Origin of the sequence: Pelomonas margarita (assembly GCF_043555875.1) — a bacterium.
In the GTDB taxonomy this organism is placed as follows: Bacteria; Pseudomonadota; Gammaproteobacteria; order Burkholderiales; family Burkholderiaceae_C; genus Pelomonas; species Pelomonas margarita.
In genome coordinates this window covers 54,531-71,053 of record NZ_JBIGHW010000007.1, presented here as the reverse complement: position 1 = coordinate 71,053, position 16,523 = coordinate 54,531, and the positions used below count along the sequence as shown (strand labels likewise).

General features: G+C 70.2%; 20 protein-coding genes. 8 read left to right on the top strand and 12 right to left on the bottom strand.

The features are described 5' to 3' along the window. The first annotated feature begins 126 nt into the window (after positions 1 to 126). The 4 genes from ACG0Z3_RS13915 to ACG0Z3_RS13900 all read left to right on the top strand — a co-directional run bounded on the left by ACG0Z3_RS13915 (position 127) and on the right by ACG0Z3_RS13900 (position 4,180). Positions 127 to 1,377, top strand: coding sequence for a CmpA/NrtA family ABC transporter substrate-binding protein (locus tag ACG0Z3_RS13915; RefSeq protein WP_394398363.1), 1,251 nt, complete (start codon positions 127 to 129; stop codon positions 1,375 to 1,377). A gap of 2 nt (positions 1,378 to 1,379) precedes the next feature. Continuing rightward, positions 1,380 to 2,294, top strand: coding sequence for a nitrate ABC transporter permease (gene ntrB, locus ACG0Z3_RS13910; protein ID WP_394398361.1), 915 nt, complete (start codon positions 1,380 to 1,382; stop codon positions 2,292 to 2,294). Positions 2,295 to 2,298: 4 nt separating this feature from the next. Continuing rightward, positions 2,299 to 3,096: an ABC transporter ATP-binding protein gene (locus tag ACG0Z3_RS13905; protein WP_394398359.1), complete on the top strand. Its 798-nt coding sequence runs from the start codon at positions 2,299 to 2,301 to the stop codon at positions 3,094 to 3,096. 139 nt (positions 3,097 to 3,235) lie between these two features. Beyond that, entirely contained in the window at positions 3,236 to 4,180 is a 945-nt protein-coding gene (locus ACG0Z3_RS13900) for an HD-GYP domain-containing protein (RefSeq protein ID WP_394398357.1), read from the top strand. Between the two features lie 14 nt (positions 4,181 to 4,194). On the opposite strand, the gene ACG0Z3_RS13895 is transcribed toward ACG0Z3_RS13900, so the two are convergent. The 8 genes from ACG0Z3_RS13895 to ACG0Z3_RS13860 form a co-directional block, all read right to left on the bottom strand. Beyond that, the gene (locus tag ACG0Z3_RS13895; RefSeq protein WP_394398355.1) at positions 4,195 to 5,337 is read right to left on the bottom strand and encodes an ATP-binding protein; all 1,143 of its coding nucleotides are present in this window, start codon (positions 5,335 to 5,337) and stop codon (positions 4,195 to 4,197) included. Next, the gene (locus ACG0Z3_RS13890; protein ID WP_394398353.1) at positions 5,331 to 6,047 is read right to left on the bottom strand and encodes a response regulator; all 717 of its coding nucleotides are present in this window, start codon (positions 6,045 to 6,047) and stop codon (positions 5,331 to 5,333) included. The genes ACG0Z3_RS13895 and ACG0Z3_RS13890 overlap by 7 nt, the downstream gene beginning before the upstream one ends. A 21-nt stretch (positions 6,048 to 6,068) precedes the next feature. Then, positions 6,069 to 6,974 carry a dioxygenase family protein gene (locus ACG0Z3_RS13885; RefSeq protein WP_394398351.1) on the bottom strand — a complete coding sequence of 302 codons (906 nt, stop codon included), beginning with the start codon at positions 6,972 to 6,974 and terminating at the stop codon, positions 6,069 to 6,071. Between the two features lie 101 nt (positions 6,975 to 7,075). Next, positions 7,076 to 7,864, bottom strand: coding sequence for a LytR/AlgR family response regulator transcription factor (locus tag ACG0Z3_RS13880; RefSeq protein WP_394398349.1), 789 nt, complete (start codon positions 7,862 to 7,864; stop codon positions 7,076 to 7,078). Next, positions 7,861 to 8,916, bottom strand: coding sequence for a sensor histidine kinase (locus tag ACG0Z3_RS13875; protein ID WP_394398347.1), 1,056 nt, complete (start codon positions 8,914 to 8,916; stop codon positions 7,861 to 7,863). Before ACG0Z3_RS13875 ends, ACG0Z3_RS13880 begins: the two co-directional genes overlap by 4 nt. Then, positions 8,913 to 10,016 (bottom strand): sensor histidine kinase, encoded by a 1,104-nt coding sequence (locus ACG0Z3_RS13870; RefSeq protein WP_394398345.1) that lies wholly within the window; start codon positions 10,014 to 10,016, stop codon positions 8,913 to 8,915. Before ACG0Z3_RS13870 ends, ACG0Z3_RS13875 begins: the two co-directional genes overlap by 4 nt. A 56-nt stretch (positions 10,017 to 10,072) precedes the next feature. Continuing rightward, positions 10,073 to 10,453 carry a PilZ domain-containing protein gene (locus ACG0Z3_RS13865; RefSeq protein WP_394398343.1) on the bottom strand — a complete coding sequence of 127 codons (381 nt, stop codon included), beginning with the start codon at positions 10,451 to 10,453 and terminating at the stop codon, positions 10,073 to 10,075. A 31-nt stretch (positions 10,454 to 10,484) separates the two neighbouring features. Further along, positions 10,485 to 10,919, bottom strand: a complete 435-nt coding sequence (locus ACG0Z3_RS13860; protein ID WP_394398341.1) for a hypothetical protein — start codon at positions 10,917 to 10,919, stop codon at positions 10,485 to 10,487. Positions 10,920 to 11,017: 98 nt separating this feature from the next. Between ACG0Z3_RS13860 and ACG0Z3_RS13855 the strand changes: the two genes are divergently transcribed. From ACG0Z3_RS13855 to ACG0Z3_RS13840, 4 genes are read left to right on the top strand one after another with little or no spacing between them, the layout of a single operon-like run. After that, positions 11,018 to 11,593, top strand: a complete 576-nt coding sequence (locus ACG0Z3_RS13855; RefSeq protein WP_394398339.1) for a DUF1134 domain-containing protein — start codon at positions 11,018 to 11,020, stop codon at positions 11,591 to 11,593. A gap of 3 nt (positions 11,594 to 11,596) precedes the next feature. Continuing rightward, positions 11,597 to 11,941, top strand: a complete 345-nt coding sequence (locus ACG0Z3_RS13850; protein ID WP_394398337.1) for a nuclear transport factor 2 family protein — start codon at positions 11,597 to 11,599, stop codon at positions 11,939 to 11,941. Between the two features lies 1 nt (position 11,942). Next, entirely contained in the window at positions 11,943 to 12,521 is a 579-nt protein-coding gene (locus ACG0Z3_RS13845; protein ID WP_394398335.1) for a hypothetical protein, read from the top strand. Positions 12,522 to 12,552: 31 nt separating this feature from the next. Beyond that, the gene (locus tag ACG0Z3_RS13840) at positions 12,553 to 13,053 is read left to right on the top strand and encodes a 3'-5' exonuclease (protein ID WP_394398333.1); all 501 of its coding nucleotides are present in this window, start codon (positions 12,553 to 12,555) and stop codon (positions 13,051 to 13,053) included. Positions 13,054 to 13,092: 39 nt separating this feature from the next. On the opposite strand, the gene ACG0Z3_RS13835 is transcribed toward ACG0Z3_RS13840, so the two are convergent. From ACG0Z3_RS13835 to ACG0Z3_RS13820, 4 genes are all read right to left on the bottom strand, one after another. Beyond that, complete coding sequence (locus ACG0Z3_RS13835) at positions 13,093 to 13,452, bottom strand: hypothetical protein (protein ID WP_394398331.1); 360 nt, start codon at positions 13,450 to 13,452, stop codon at positions 13,093 to 13,095. 11 nt (positions 13,453 to 13,463) lie between these two features. Continuing rightward, positions 13,464 to 14,963 (bottom strand): malonate--CoA ligase, encoded by a 1,500-nt coding sequence (locus ACG0Z3_RS13830; RefSeq protein WP_394398329.1) that lies wholly within the window; start codon positions 14,961 to 14,963, stop codon positions 13,464 to 13,466. A gap of 6 nt (positions 14,964 to 14,969) precedes the next feature. Beyond that, on the bottom strand, positions 14,970 to 15,920 hold the full coding sequence (locus ACG0Z3_RS13825; RefSeq protein ID WP_394398327.1) for a Bug family tripartite tricarboxylate transporter substrate binding protein: 951 nt from the start codon (positions 15,918 to 15,920) through the stop codon (positions 14,970 to 14,972). A 111-nt stretch (positions 15,921 to 16,031) separates the two neighbouring features. Continuing rightward, a complete protein-coding gene (locus ACG0Z3_RS13820) occupies positions 16,032 to 16,433 on the bottom strand; it encodes a response regulator (protein WP_394398325.1) in 402 nt (133 codons plus the stop codon). Positions 16,434 to 16,523: the final 90 nt, after the last annotated feature.

Sequence of the window (16,523 nt, the reverse complement as noted above, 5' to 3'; positions counted from 1 at the left end):
CATTGACTCGGTTGGCACTTCGGGACAACGGCGTCCGACCTCCCCCATTGCGCTCTCGCTGTCCGCCAGCGTGGGCGAGAGCGTGGCCGCGACGGCGTTGAGCCCAGCTTGACTCAGGAGCCCGTGATGACCGCCTTCGATAACTCGACGACCACGCCCAACCCGCAGCGCCGCAGCCTGCTCGCCGCCGCGGCCGCCTTGCCCTTCGCCGGCCTTGCCGGTGGCGCCTGGGCGCAGGGCTCCGACAAGCCTGAAAAGGAAGAAGTCAAGATCGGCTTCATCCCGCTGACCGACTGCGCCAGCGTCGTGATGGCCTCCGTGCTGGGCTTCGACAAGAAGTACGGCATCAAGATCATTCCCACCAAGGAAGCCTCGTGGGCCGGCGTGCGTGACAAGCTGGTCAACGGTGAGCTGGACATGTCGCACGTGCTGTATGGCTTGATCTACGGCGTGCATCTCGGCCTGGGCGGTCCCAAGAAGGACATGGCCATGCTGATGAACCTGAACAACAACGGCCAGGCCATCACGCTGGCCAAGGCACTGGCCGACAAGGGCGCCGTGGACGGCCCGTCGCTGGCCAAGGTGATGGCCGCCAACCCGCGTGAGTACACCTTCGCCGGCACCTTCCCGACCGGCACGCACGCGATGTGGATGCACTACTGGCTGGCCGCCGCGGGTATCAACCCGCTGTCTGGCGCCAAGCTCATCACCGTGCCGCCGCCGCAGATGGTGGCCAATATGCGCGTGGGCAACATGGACGGCTTCTGCGTCGGCGAGCCCTGGAACCACCGCGCCATCATGGACGGCATCGGCATCACCGCCAACACGACGCAGGACATCTGGAAGGACCACCCCGAGAAGGTGCTGGGCACGACGGCAGAGTTCGTCAAGAAGTACCCCAACACCTGCCGCGCCGTGATCATGGCCGTGCTGGAGGCCAGCCGCTGGATCGACGCCAGCCTGTCCAACAAGCTCAAGATGGCCGAGACGGTGGCGCAGAAGGCCTACATCAACACCGGCGTCGATGCGATCAACCAGCGCATCCTGGGTCGCTATCAGAACGGCCTGGGCAAGACCTGGGACGATCCCAACCACATGAAGTTCTTCAACGACGGCGCGGTGAATTACCCGTATCTGTCGGACGGCATGTGGTTCCTGACCCAGCACAAGCGCTGGGGCCTGCTGAAGAGCCACCCCGACTACCTGGGCGTGGCCAAGCAGATCAACCAGACGGCGCTCTACAAGCAGGCGGCCGGCGCCCTCGGCATCAGCATCCCCAAGAGTGACTTCCGCACCGCCAAGCTGATGGACGGCGTGGTGTGGGACGGCAAGGACCCGGCGAAGTACGCCGACAGCTTCAAGATCAAGGCGGCCTGATCATGGTTTCAGCAGTTTTCCATTCGCCGCGGGACACCGCCTCGCCCGCCGCCAGCGCGGCTACCACGCCGGTGGCCGCAGTCAGCCGCCCCGCCAGCCCGGCCGCCGAGCAGCCCAAGGTCAAGCCGCCCCGGCGGCCGTTCGACGGTCGCGGCCTGGCGCTGCGCGTGCTGCCACCGGTGCTGAGCATCGCGCTGCTCATCGGCCTGTGGGCGCTGGCCACGATGAAGGGAGGCTCGTTTCCAACCCCGGCGGCCACCTTCGATGCCGCCGTGCAGCTGTTCGCCGACCCGTTCTACCGCAACGGTCCGAACGACCAAGGCATAGGCTGGAACATCCTGAACTCGCTGGGCCGCGTCGGCATGGGCTTTGGCCTGGCAGCGTTGGTGGGCATCCCGCTGGGCTTCATCATCGGCCGCTTCGAGTTCGCCAACCGCATGGTGTCGCCGTTGATCGCGCTGCTCAAGCCCGTGTCGCCGCTGGCTTGGCTGCCCATCGGCCTGCTGGCCTTCAAGAGCGCCAACCCGGCGGCCATCTGGACCATCTTCATCTGCTCTATCTGGCCCATGGTGGTGAACACGGCGGTGGGCGTGCAGCGCGTGCCGCAGGACTACCTGAACGTGGCCCGCGTGCTCAAGCTCAGCGAGTGGAAGGTCATCACGCGCATCCTGTTGCCCGCGGTGCTGCCCTATGTGCTGACCGGCGTGCGCCTGTCGGTGGGCACGGCTTGGCTTGTCATCGTCGCGGCCGAGATGCTGACCGGCGGCGTGGGTATCGGCTTCTGGGTCTGGGACGAGTGGAACAACCTGAACGTCGCCCACATCATCATCGCCATCGTCGTCATCGGCACTGTCGGGCTGTTGCTCGAGTGGCTGCTGCTGACACTGGCCAAGCAGTTCACCTTCGACGGAGATTGAGCCCATGAAACCCTTCATCCAGGTCCAGAACGCCGAGATGGTGTTCACCACCCGCAAGGGCCGTTTCCATGCGCTGCAGAACGTCAGCCTGGACGTGCAGCGTGGCGAGTTCATCACGCTGATCGGCCACTCGGGCTGCGGCAAGTCCACGCTGCTCAACCTCATCGCCGGCCTGCTGACGCCCACCGAGGGCGCGCTGATCTGTGACGGCCGCGAGATTGCCGCGCCCGGCCCCGAGCGCGCCGTCGTGTTCCAGAACCACTCGCTGCTGCCCTGGCTGTCCTGCATGGACAACGTGCTGCTGGCGGTGGAGTCGGTGTTTGGCGGCAAGGAGAGCGCCGCGCAGCTCAAGGTGCGGGCCCGTGCCGCACTGGAGCTGGTGGGCATGAGCCATGCGTTGCACAAGCGCCCGCAAGAGATCTCGGGCGGCATGAAGCAGCGTGTGGGCATCGCCCGGGCGCTGGCCATGGAGCCCAAGGTGCTGCTGATGGACGAGCCCTTCGGCGCGCTGGACGCGCTGACCCGCGCCAAGCTGCAGGACGAGCTGCTGAAGATCGTCGCGCGCACGCAGAGCACCGTCATCATGGTCACGCACGATGTCGATGAGGCCGTGCTGCTGAGCGACCGCATCGTCATGATGACCAATGGGCCGGCCGCCACCATCGGCGAAATCCTGGCCGTGGACATCCCGCGCCCGCGCGTGCGCGTCGAGCTCGCCGAGGACGCGCGCTACATCGCCGCCCGCAAGGAAGTCATCGACTTCCTCTACACGCGGCACGCTCACGTCGAGCAGGCGGCCTGACGCCTGGGCCCACGGCGGGCCCGATTTGCGGTCGGATTTGGCGGCGCAGGCCGTCCTGTCTACGTGCCGGGCTTCGGGTGTGCCCGGCTGGCGGTTGCGGTTCTAGCATCGGCGTCCTGTCGTGCAAGGAGAGCCCGTCATGGCGCAAGACGATGCCCGCCCGGACCACCCCACGCTCGGCCGCTGGCATGCGCTGCAGGCGCTGGCCGACCGGCTGGACGGGCTGCTGCGTGCGCCCGATGCGACGGACGACTTTCCCGCCGCGCTGCATGCAGCCACGCGAGAGCTGGACCGCATCATGGCCGAGGACATCGACCTGGGCGTGTTTGAGGTCGTGCGCATCAGCGCCGACAAGCTGTCCCGCTACGGCTCGCTGCACTCGCTGCACACAGCCTGCGTCGTGTGGCTGGTGGCCCACCGCAAGGAATGGGCGCAGACCAAACGGCTCAGCGCGTTGAGCGCGGCGCTGACCATGAACATCGCGGTCACCGACCTGCAGACCACGCTGGCGTTGCAGGCCGGGCCGCTGGCCGACGCCCAGCGCGACCGCATGGTCCAGCACCCGCTGGACAGCGAGCGCCTGCTGCGCAGCCTGGGTGTGCAGGATGAGGACTGGCTGGCCGCCGTGGCCCAGCACCACGAGCAGCCCGATGGCAAGGGCTACCCGCAGGGCCTGGTCCACATGACCGACCTGGCCGATGTGCTGCGCACCTGTGACGTCTTCTGCGCCAAGATGAGCCCGCGCACCGGCCGGCCGGCGATGCTCAGCCCCACAGCGGCGCTGTCCATCTTCCACCAGCGCAGTGCCAACAAGTTCGGTGCGTCGGTGGTCAGCACCATCGGCGTGTTCCCGCCCGGGGCGCTGGTGGCGCTGAACACCGGCGAGCAGGCGATGGTGACCGCCCGCACCACCGACCCGCTGCGCCCTATGGTGGCGCTGCTGACCGACGAGCGCGGCCGGCCGCTGGATGCGCCGGTGGGCGCCGCCACCGGCAAGGACGCCGGCCGCCCGGTAGCTGGCGCGGCCAAGGATGCCAGTCTGGCGAGCCTGTTCCCGCCCACCGACGTGCTGCGCACGCGTTGAGTGCTGGCCGTGGTCTAGAACACCACCTCGGCCCGCAGCCCGCCCTCGGGCCGGTTGGCCAGCACCAGCACCGCGCCCTGGCGCCGCACCAGCTGTTGCGCGATGTACAGGCCCAGGCCCGTGCCGCCGGTTTCGCGGTTGCGCGAGCCCTCCACGCGGCGGAAGGGCTGGCGCACCCGCTCCAGCTCGGCCTCGGGGATGCCGGGGCCGTCGTCCTCCACCACCAGCCGCGTGACGCCGGCCGACAGCGCCACGCTGACGCGCGCATTGCCCGCATAGCGCAGCGCGTTGCCGACAAGGTTGTCCACCACGCGGCGCAGCGCCACCGGGTCGGCCGTGATGACCGCCGCCGGGCCGTCGAAGCTGACGGCTGCGCCGGTCTCGGCGAGATCGTCCACCACTGACTGGGCCAGCGCCGCCAGGTCCACGCGTTGCGGCCGGGCGACCTCGCTGGGCCGGAACACCTCGATGACGCTCTCCACCAGCCGGTTCATCTCACGCAGGTCGTCGATGCAGCGCTCGCGCACCCGCGCCTCCACCTCGCCCGTCTCGAGCCGCAGCCGCATGCGCGTCAGCGGCGTGCGCAGGTCGTGCGAGATCGCGGCGATCATGAGCCCTCGCTCCTCGAACTGGCCGCTCAGCTCGGCCGCCATGCGGTTGAACACGGCGGCGGCTTCGCGCACCTCGCGGGTGCCGTCGTCCTCGGCCAGCACGGGCGCCGTGCGGCCCTGCGCCAGCGCCGGTGTGAGCTGGCGCGCGGCGTCCACCAGCCGGCGCACCGGACGCGCCAGCCAGCGCGAGCCCCACCAGGCAGCCAGCGCGATGACGAGCAGCCGCACGCCGTAGTCCAGCAGGCTGGCCGACAGCGGCAGGCTGGGCGGCAGCGAAGGGAAGGTGGGCATGCGCCCACGCAGCTGCGGGCCGGCGGCGCCGTCCGGTCGCGGCGGCGGGGCCGGCAGGTCGAAGTCGTCGTGGGACGGCGGCGGGCCGCGATCAGCCATGCGTGGCGGCGGGCCGGCGCTGTCGAAGCGGGAGAAATCCATCAGCGTCTGCGTCACCAGGCCCCAGGCAGCCAAGTGGCTGAGCGCCAGCGCCGCCCACATCAGCAGGAACAGCCGCAGGCCGAGGTGGTCCCAGTGGCGCCAGGACTTCAACATGCGGTGACCTCCGCGTCGAACAGATACCCCTCGCCGCGCACGGTGCGGATCAGCGCGGGCTCGCGTGCGGTGTCGCCGAGCTTGGCACGCAGCCTCGAGACGGCCAGGTCGATGCTGCGGTCGTTGACCTCCACGCCCGGCGCACGGGTCAGCTCGATGAGCTGGTCACGGCTGAGCACGCGGCCTGGCCGCTGCGCGAAGGCGGCCAGCAGCCGAAACTCGGCGCTGGACAGCGCGATGCCCACGTCCTCGGCGCTGATGAGTTGGCGCGTCATGCGGTCGAAGCGCCAGCGGCCGAAGCGCAGCAGCCGCGTGTCGTCGGCGACGCCGCCGGCCTGGCCCTTGGTGGTGCGGCGCACCAGCGCCTGCAGTCGGGCCACCAGTTCGCGCGGCTCGAAGGGCTTGGCGAGGTAGTCATCGGCGCCCAGCTCCAGGCCGACGACGCGGCTCATCGTGTCGCCCCGTGCGGTCAGCATCAGCACCGGTGGCGCGTCGGGCTGACGGCCGAGCCAGCGCAGCAGCGCCAGGCCGTCCTCACCGGGCAGCATCAGGTCCAGCACGATGACGTCGGGCCGCGTCAGCCCCAGCAGGTGGCGCATGGCCTGGCCGTCCGCCGCCGCGTCAACGCGCCAGCCAAAGCCTTCCAGGTAGGCCGTCAGCGTGGTGCGGATCTCAGCGTCGTCGTCGACGACCAGGCAGTGTCCGATCATGGATGAACCTTTGTGCGGCCCTCAGGCCGAAATGCCCACCCGCAAGGTGGCCACGTAGCCGGCGCTGACCGAGCCGGTGACGGTGCACAGCTGCGTGCTGTAGCCGTCGCTGAAGATGCCGTCGCTGGACAGGCTGATGGCGTTGTTGTTGGCCGCGCTCTGCCCGTAGCCGCTGGTGGCGTAGACAGCGGTGTTGATGTCCGACGGGAAGCACAGCTGTGAGGTGCGCAGCTTGTTGTTCCAGTTGGTGGCCGTGTTGGCGCTGCGGTAGATCTCGAAGTGCATGTGCGGCACGCGGCCGGCGTAGCAGCCGGGGTAGATGGTCTGGAACACCGCCGTTCCGTCTGTGCCGGTGGACTGCACGCCGCGCAGGTAGTTCTCGGCCGTCACGCCGCTGGAGTACATCGAGTAGCGGCCCAGCGCGTCGCAATGCCAGAGGTAGATGGCATAGCCGGAGAGGTCGGCGCAGGACGCGTTGGTGTTCACAAGCTCGATGATGACCTGAAGCGGAACGCCCGTGGCCGTGCCGGTGGCGCCGGCGATGCTGCTGCGGATGTCGCTGCGCACGATGCCGCTCAGCGCCAGCGCGTTGGCGATGCTGCCGTTGGACGTGTTGGACCCGTCGCCGGGGTAGGGGCCGGCGGTCTCCTCGGGCACGACCGAGCAGCCGCTGGTGGTGGTCGTGGTGCCGCCGGAGGACGAGCTGCCGCCGCTGGAGCTGCTGGAGCCCGACGATGACGACGTGCTGCTGCCCGCCTCGCTGCCCCCGCCGCCGCAGCCGCTCAGGCACAGCGCGCTGCCGCCGGCCAGGCCCGCGGCGCCGGCCCCCAGCAGCCAGCGCAGCGCGCCGCGGCGCTGCAGAGCCTGCAGCTGCAAGCGGCTCAGGTCGTGGGCGAGGCCCAGGTCGTGGTCGTGGTCGTGGTGCATGTGGGTCTCCTTCACCGTGTTGATGAGGGCATTGCACCGCCCGGGTATGTCGGGCAGATCGGCAGATTGTGTCGGCCTGGAAACACGCGCCGCGCGCGGCCTCACATCTGCCGGAACAGGTGGGCGCAGCTCTCGGCCACCAGCAGCGTCTCGCTGCCGTGCTTGAGCTTGATCTGCATGCGGCCGCGGAAGTCGCGGCTGACGCTGCCGATCGCGTGCACGTTGACCAGCGTGGAGCGATGGATCTGCCAGAACTGCTGCGGGTCCAGCTCGTCGATGAGCTCCTTGAGCGGCTTGCGGATCAGCGCCTCGCCGTCCTTCAGCGCCAGCCGCGTGTACTTGTTGTCGCTCTGGAAGAACATCACCTCGTCCACCGTGATGAGGCGCAGCGTCTGTCCCACCGATGCATTGATCCAGCGCAGCGGCGCCCGCGCAGCAGACGGCGCGGGCCTGGCGCTGAGCTGCTCCAGCACGCCGCCCAGCGGCGCCGGCGGCTGCCCCTGGCCCAGCCGCGCCTTCAGCCGCGAGATGGCGGTGAACAGCCGTGCGCCGGCCAGCGGCTTGAGCAGGTAGTCCACCGCGCCCTGGTCGAAGGCGGCGACGGCGTACTGGTCGTAGGCCGTCACGAACACCACGTGGGCGCGGCCGCCCACCTGGCGCGCCACCTCCAGGCCGGTGGCGCCGGGCATCTCGATGTCCAGGAACAGGATGTCGGGGCGGCGCTGGTCCAGCAGGCGCAGCGCCTCCAGGCCATCGGCGGCCTCGCCGACGATGGCCAGTTCGGGCCACAGGCGGCCCAGCTGTTCGACCAGTTCGCCGCGCAGGGCGGCCTCGTCCTCGGCCACGACGGCGGTGGGGGCAAGCAGGTTCATGGGGGCGTGGCCGGTCATGGCAGGTCCAGGCGGAATTCGGTGTGGCCGTTGTGGCTGTGGCAGGCCAGGCGGCCGCCCAGCACGGTGAGGCGCTCGCGCAGCGCGGCGAGCTCGGCGTCTTCCTCGCACAGGCCGGGCCGGTCGAAGCGCAGCCGCAGCGGCGGGCCGGCCTCCAGCCAGCAGCGCGTCGGCATGTCCAGCCGCATGGCGCGTTGCACCAGCGGCAGCAGCAGCATGGGCGGCAGGCATTGGCCGCTGCGCTCGCCCAGGTCGGCCTCAAAGGCGGGCGGGTGGCCGTGGAGATCGCGCAGCAGGGCCAGGTGGCTGGCGATCAGCTCCGCCTCGCTGTGCAGCGTGGCGCCGGCCTCGCGCAGGCGCGGCAGCGCCACGCGCAGGTGGCGGATCAGCCGCTCCAGCCGTTCGCTGGCGTCGCCCGCCTGGCGGGCATAGGCCTGCTCGACGGAGACGAGCGCGTCGAACAGCAGGCCCGGTTCCACCTGCGCCTGCAGCGTGGCCAGCCGCGAGGCCAGCGCCTGGCGGCGCAGTTCGGCATGCTCGCGCAGCAGCGTCTGCACCGCCTCGCCCTGGCGGCGGCGGCGCGCACGGGCTTCCATCATGAAGAACACCAGCAGCGACGGCAGCGTCACCCACAGCGCATCGCCCAGCAGCGCGGCCACGCTGAAGGTGCTGCACGGCGACTTGCCGGCCTGGGCGGCGACGACATCGCACATCGACGGCCAGTCCAGCCACTGCATCAGCAGCGTGGAGGCGAACACGCCCAGCAGCGCGCCCAGCAGCACTGCGCCGACGAGGCCGCGCAGCCGCGCCGCGCCCTGCAGCGCCGAGCGCGACACCGGCAGCCAGCACAGCATCAGCACCAGCGCGGTGAGCTGCGGCACGAGGAACTGGCGCGCCAGCACCTGCGGCAGCAACTCGCCGTCGACGCGCTTCTCCAGCATGGCGCTCAGGTCGATGGCGCCGAACAGCAGCGCGACGCAGACGAACAGGGTCAGCTCGCGGCGGCGCACCGAGCGCCAGGCGCGCCAGATCGCGTGCAGCGGGCCGCTCATGCGGGCGCTCCGGCCAGTGCGGCCGGCGGTAGCCGCACCCGAGCGACGACGCCGTGCGGCTGCGCGGCGGCCAGTTCCAGTGTCGCGGCGTCGCCGAACAGCGCGGCCAGGCGGGCGCGCGTGTTGGCCAGGCCCACGCCCGCGCCGCCGCTGGCACCGCCAAAGCCCGCGCCGTTGTCCTGCACCTCGACCACCAGCCCGCCGGCGCCGTCGGACCGCGCCTGGATGTCGATGCGCCCGCCCTCGGGCAGCGGTGACAGGCCGTGCTTGATCGCGTTCTCCACCAGTGTCGGCAGCACCAGCGTGGGCAGGCGGGCGCGCAGCAGCGCGTCATCGGCGTCGATGCCGAAGCGCAACCGCTCGCCCATGCGCATCTGCAGGATGGCCAGGTAGTGGCGCACCAGCGCCAGCTCGTCGGCCAGCGTGCTCTCCTGGCGGCGCATGCCGGGCAGCGCCGCGCGCAGGTAGGCGATCAGCGCCTGCAGCATGTGGCGGCCGCGCTCGGGGTGGGTCTCGTACAGGCGCTTGACGTTGGCCAGCGTGTTGAACAGGAAATGCGGCTCGATCTGCGCATTGAGCGCCGACAGCTGTGCCTCGGTCTGCTGGGCCTGCAGCGCGTCGCGCTCACGCGCCAGCCGGTGCAGTGCCAGGCGCTGGGCGCGCTCGGCCCAGCTCTGCAGCAGCAGCGCATAGGCCACGCCGCCGAAGGCCGACCAGATCGTCACCGTGTAGGCCACCCAGGCGGGGCGCAGGTGCGGCGAGCCGTTCTCCATCGAGACCACGGCGTAGCGCAGCAGCGTGCCCACGATGGCCGCGCTCAGCACGGCCGCCGCCCGCAGCCCCAGCGCGGCGCTGCCCTGCCAGCGCGTGGCGGCCAGCAGCGCCTCGGCGGCGCCGGCCATCAGCAGCAGGCTCAGGCCGCTCAGCAGTACTTGGCGGGTGAAGCGGTTGATCGCGTAGAGCGTGTCGCCCAGTGGCTCGCCGTCGCCCAGCCAGGTCAGGCCGCGCGACGTGGCGTAGAGCAGGCAGAAATAGTAGACCGCCGCCAGCACGCGCAGATTGCACACGCGGCGAAAGGCCTGCAGCGGGGTGTCCTCCATGGCCGGCATTGTGGGCGCCGGGCCGCGCGCCCACGGCGCGATGCGACGGAACCGGCTCAGGCGGCGCCAGCCCCGGCAATCAGGGCCTTGAGTTCCCGCTCAGACGCCGCCGGGTCGCCCAGGTTGACCTCGATGAGCCGGCGCAGATGGGTGATGGACTCCAGGTCGATGCTCCGGCACAGCACGCCCGCATGGGCCCCTTCCACATGCGCCAGCTCGCCGGCCATCGCGATGGCGACCTCGGCATCGGCGCTGCCCAGCGGCAGCTTGACGAGGCAGGGCATGCCGGCTTGCGGTGTGGCGCCGTCGGGCAGCTGCAGCAGCACGCCCTTCAGTGAGATGTCGAGCACCTGGCAGCGCCATTGCGCCTGCGTGGTGATCAGCTCGGCGCCGGCAGCGAAGGCGATGCGGGCGAATTGGCGGCGGTTGTTGCTCATGGGGGCTCCCGAAGGACGGCGTGCAGGGATGCTAGACGAAGGGCTCCAGCGTGTCGGCGCCGCCGAACACGGTGCTGTGCTCGACGGCCTGCTGCAGGCGCACGGGTGCCAGCGAGGCCAGGCCCATCGCCTCCAGCATGAACCAGGCCGCGCGCAGGTAGGCGACGATGTCCTCGCGCGTGGCGTCGGTGTGCATGGGCTCGTCGTCCCAGTCGCGGGCGGGCGTCTCGCGTGTGGCCACGACGGACGGCCGGTGCGCGCGCGCGATGCGGGCCAGCAGCTCCCGGGTGTCCACGGTGGCGCTGGGCACGTCGATGAGGCGCATCAGGTCGCCCAGCTGCTGCTCGGCGGCTGCCGCCAGCAGCCGGGCCGCCTGGTCGGCCCCGCCGGCCAGGTAGAGCCCGGCGGCGAGGTCGACGTACTCGAGGGCGGCGGACAGCCGTTGCAGGTCGGGATTGGTCGACATGGGCGCGGAGTCTAGGGGGTCTGCAGAGCCCGTGGCCGGCCAAAGTTCACAGCGCGATGTTTATGCTGGCGTCTCTCCGGGAATGCCTGAGGACCGCCATGACTGACCGCCGTCAACACCTGCAACACCTTGCCGCCCTGGCTCTGACACCGGCGCTGCCCGCGCTGGCCGCCGGGGACGACAAGGTCGCCAGCACCTACGACGAGGACTCCATCCTGAAGGCCGCCACCGAGTTCTTCGGTCAGACCACCGAGGGTCTGGCCAAGGTCATCGAGAAGGCCTTCAAGGAGCAGGGCCGCCCCAATGCCTACATCAAGGGCCAGGAGGCCGGCGCCGCGCTGACCGTGGGCCTGCGCTACGGCGAGGGCGAGCTGCTGATGAAGGGTGGTGGTGGTGGCAAGGTGTTCTGGGCGGGGCCGTCCATCGGCTTCGACGTGGGCGCCAACGCGGCCAAGGTGTTCACCCTGGTGTACCGGCTGCCCAGGGCCTCGGCTCTCTACCAGCGCTTCCCCGGTGTGGACGGCAGCCTCTACTACGTCGGCGGCGCCGGCATCAACTACCAGCGCCTGAACGGCATCACGCTGGCGCCCATCCGCCTGGGCGTGGGCCTGCGCGCGGGCGCCAGCGTGGGCTACCTGCACTACCGCCGCGAGAAGAGCATCAACCCGTTCTGAGCCATGCCGTCCACCCCTTTGCAGACCGTGCAGGCCTATCTGGCCGCCTATGCCGCGCGTGACCTGGCTGCCGTCGAGCTGCTGCTGGCCGAAGCCGTCACGCTGCGCGACTGGAAGATCCGCGTTGTCGGCAAGGTCGCCGCGCTGGCCGAGACGCGCAAGAACTTCGACGCCGTGCAGCACTTGCGCATCGACGTGCTGGCCGCCTACGAGCGTGCAGGCGGCGTGGCGGCAGAGCTGGCCATCGTCATCGACGGGCGCGACACGCTGCATGTGGTCGATGTGTTCGAGTTCGGCGCCGATGGCCGCATTGCGGCGATCCGGGCATTCATCGGCCGTGGTGATTGACATGAGCGCACAGACCGGCGGGCTGGGGGAACGCGTGCTGGCGCTGGTGGTTCAGCCGCCCGAGCCGACGCTGCACATCGTGTCGCGGCCGACGGATGCGGCGGCGCGCGCCATCGACGCGGCGGCGGCCAAGGCCGCGCTGGCGGCCGGCACGCTGGCGTTGCCGCCCGGGCCGTTGGGCTGGGCCACCATTGCGCCGGAGATGCTGGCCGTCTGGCACATCCAGCGCCAGCTGGTGGCCGACATCGCGGCGCTGTATGGCCGCAGCGCCGAGCTGGGGCCGTCGCAGATGCTGTGGTGCCTGTTCCGCCACACGGCAGCGCAGGCGCTGCGCGACCTGGGCGTGCGGGTGGGTGAGCGCGTCATCGTGCGCCCCGCCGCGCAGGCCTTGCTGCAGCGCGCCGCTGCGGCCGTGGGCGTTCAGCTGGGCAAGCAGGCGGCAGGACGCGCACTGGCGCGCTGGGTGCCGCTGGCTGGCGCAGCGGGTGTGGGCGCGTACGCGTGGTGGGACACCCGCCAGGTGGGGCGGGCGGCGCAGCAGCTGTTCGAGCGAGAGGGCGTCATTGACAACCCTGTGTGACTCGGTCGCGCGGCCTGACACACTCCGGCCGATGCAAGTGCTGCCCACCATCCTCGACATCGAAGCCTCGGGCTTCGGCCGCGGCAGCTACCCCATCGAGATCGGCTACAGCGCTGGCGATGGCGCGCTGTTCTGCTGCCTGGTGCGCCCGGAGGACGACTGGGTGCACTGGGATGCCGCTGCCGAGGCCTTGCACGGCATTGGTCGCGAGCTGCTGCTCAAGCGGGGCCGTCCGGCGCGTTGGGTGGCCGAACAGCTCAACACGCGGCTGCGCGGCCAGACCGTTTATTGCGACGGCTGGGGGCATGACTTCACGTGGCTGAACCGGCTCTACGACGCGGCGGACCTGCGGCCCGGCTTCAAGCTGGACGACCTGCGCAAGCTGCTCAGCGAGAGCGAGGCCGAACGCTGGAAGAGCGTTACCGAGGCCGTGCGCGCGCGGCAGCAACTCACCAGGCACCGGGCCAGCAGCGATGCGCGGGTGTTGCAGTTGGCCCTGGGCGAGGTGAAGGCACTGGGTGTTGCCCGATGAGAAGCCTGCCTCGCTAGAAAGCGTGAATGCTGCCGGCTTTCAAAGCCAGCTCAGCGACAAGACGGGCCAGACCGCGACGGCTGCGACCGTGAACAGGGTGAGAACGAGCGCGGCATACCAGCGGATGCCGGCTTGCAGGTTTGGTGGCAGCTTGCCAACGATCTTGCTGCGCGGCTGCAAGTTCCCGCGCTCCGGGTGGAACCAGATGCAGGCACAGAGCAGTGCCCAGGGACCGGCGATGACAGGCCCCGTGAGCGCGGTGGCGACGAAGGCAAGGTTCGGCGGCGCCAGACGGAATGTTGCGAAGACCAGTGCCATGCTTGCCACCGACACACCCAGCAGCTGCCAGCGATGGACGAACCAGCGACTGGCGATGGAAGACAAGAAGGCGGGCGACATGCGCAGTGAACTTAGGCGAACAACCCCGCGTACTGCTCCCTCAGCAACTTCTTCTGCACCTTGCCCATCGCGTTGCGCGGCAGCTCGGGCAGCACGACGATGCGCTTGGGCACCTTGAAACTGGCGATGCGGCCTTTCAGCGTGCGGATCAGTGCGTCCGGGTCGGGCTGACCCGCCGCTGTGATGACGGCCACCACGGCCTCGCCGAAGTCCGGGTGTGGCACGCCGATGACGGCGGACTCGCCCACGCCAGGCAGCTCGTTCAGGAAGCCTTCCACTTCGGCAGGGTAGACGTTGAAGCCGCCGCTGATGACGAGGTCCTTGCTGCGGCCGATCAGCGTCAGGTAGCCGCGCGCATCCAGCCGGCCGACGTCGCCGGTCTTGAACCAGCCGTCCGCGGTGAACTCCTCGGCCGTCTTCTCGGGCATCTGCCAGTAACCGCTGAATACGTTGGGCCCGCGCACCTGCACATGGCCGATCTCGTCTGCTGCACAGGGCTGGCCATCGTCGCGCAGCACGCGCAGGCCCACGCCGGGCAGCGCCGGGCCCACGGTGCCGCCCACGCGCTCGCCGTCTTCGGGGCGGCAGGGGTTGGAGGTCAGCATCAGCGTCTCGCTCATGCCGTAGCGCTCCAGGATGAGGTGGCCGGTGCGGTCCTGCCACTCGCGCCAGGTGTCGATCAGCAGCGGCGCCGAGCCGCTGACGAACAGCCGCATGCGCCGGGCGTCCAGCACCGGCTCCTGCAGCAGGCGCACATACATGGTCGGCACGCCCATGAAGAGCGTGGCCTCGGGCAGCCGCGCGGCGACAGCCTTGGCCTCGAACTTGTTCAGCCACAGCAGCTGGCTGCCATTCAGCAGCGCGCCGTTGATGGCGACGAACAGGCCGTGGATGTGGAAGATGGGCAGCGCGTGCAGCAGCACGTCGTCGGCCCGCCAGTCCCAGTGGCGCTGCAGCGTGCGGGCGCCCGACAGCAGGTTGCCGTGGCTGAGCATGGCGCCCTTGCTGCGGCCGGTGGTGCCACTGGTGTAGAGGATGGCGGCCAGGTCGCCCGGTGCGTTAGTAGCCGGCGTGTGCACATCGCTCATCTGGGCGGCGCGGTCCAGCAACGTGCCTGAGCGGTCGTCGTTGAGCGTGAAAACCCAGCGCACGCCGCGCTGGAATGCCAGCTTGCTGACCCAGCCGAAATGCTTGCCCGCGCAGACGACGACGCCCGGCGCCGCGTCTGTGATGAAGTGCTCCAGCTCGCTGGCCTGGTAGGCCGGGTTCAGCGGCAGGTACACCAGGCCTGCGCGCAGCACGGCGAGGTACAGGATCAGGCCCTCGACGCTCTTGTCGGCATGCACCGCGACGCGGCTGCCGGCGGGCAGGTCCAGCCGGCCCAGCCAGTTGGCCAGCATGGCGCTGCCGCGCTCCAGGTCGCGCCAGCTGTAGAGGGCGCCGTCGTGGTCGACGGCGGTGGAGTCCAGGTCGGCTGGAAAGCCGGCGCGCAGGGCCGCGTACAGGTTCATCGGGGATCAGTCCAGCTTGGCGTTGGAGCGCTTGACGACCTCGGCCCAGCGCTTGGTCTCGGCGCTGACGAACTGGCCAAAGGCGTCGCCATAGAGGTTGGGTGTCTCGGCGCCCAGGCCATGCCAGAGATTGCGGATCTCGTCGGTGGCGAACACCTTGCGCAGCTCGGCCTGCATCGTGCTGATGGCCTCACGCGGCGTGCCCTTGGGCGCCCAGAGGCCGTACCAGGTGGCCACCTCGTAACCGGGCACGCCGGCCTCGGCGACGGTGGGCACGTCCGGGAAGCCCACGGCGCGCTTGCTGCCGGCCACCGCCAGTGCCTTGACGCGGCCGGCCTTGATGTGGGCGGCCGACGAGCCCAGGCCGTCGAACATCAGGTCCACCTGGCCCGCGATCAGGTCCTGCAGCGCCGGGCCGGCACCTCGGTAGGGGATGTGCGTGATGAAGGTCTTGGTGTGCAGCTTGAACAGCTCGCCCGCGAGGTGGTGCGAGGTGCCGTTGCCGGCGGAGCCGTAGTTCAGTCGGCCGGGCTTGGCTCGCACGTCGGCAAGGAAGCCCTTGAGATCGGCCACTGGCACCTTGCCTGGGTGGACGACGATGACCTGCGGCACGCTGGCCAGCAGCGCCACGGGGATGAAGTCTTCCTCCAGCCGGTACTCCAGCCGGGGGTACATGGCTGGTGCGATGGTGTGGTGCACCGCACCCATGAAGAAGTTCGTGCCGTCCGGTGCCAGCTTGGCGGCCAGACCGGCGCCCACCGTGCCGCCGGCGCCGCCCTTGTTGTCAATCAGCACCTGGCGGCCCATCTGGCGCGTCAGGGCCGCCGTCAGCGGGCGCGCGAAGGCGTCGGTGCCGCCGCCGGCCGGGAAGGGCACGATCCATGTGTGGGGTTTGGTGCCCTGGGCCTGGGCCAGCCAGGGGCTCAACAGCACGGGCAGCAGCGTGCGGCGCTTCATCGGCTTGTCTCCGGTGGTTTTTGCGCACGATTATGGGCACGTGCCCCGGGCGGGCCGTCAGGGTTTACCGGCCGCGCCCGCTTGCGTTGAGCAGCGAGGCCCGGCGGGAGCTCAGTTCGGCTCGGGCAGCTTCAGCCAGCGCTGCAGGCGAGTGCGCAGCGCGACGAAGTCCAGCGGCTTGGTGAGGTGCTCGTCCATGCCGGCCTCCATGCTGGCGGCCACGTCGGCGTCCAGCGCGTGGGCGGTCAGGGCGAGGATGGGAAAGGCGGGCAGATGGCCGTCGCGCTGTTGCGCGCGCAGGCGGCGGGCACATTCCAGCCCGTCCATGCCGGGCATCTGGATGTCCATCAGCACGAGGTCGGGAGCAGACTCTGCGCAAGCGGTCAATGCCTCGATGCCATTGCGTGCCAGGCGCGACTGCACACCCATCAGCGCCAGGAACTCCAGTGCGACGACCTGGTTGATGTGGTTGTCTTCGACAAGCAGCACCTGGGGCTGGCGCTGCGTGGGCATGTACTCGTTGCCGGTCGATCGTGATGCGCCGGTTCCAGCAGCGTCGCCCGCAGCGTTCAGCCAGAGCGGTTGCGGCGGCACTTGATTCAG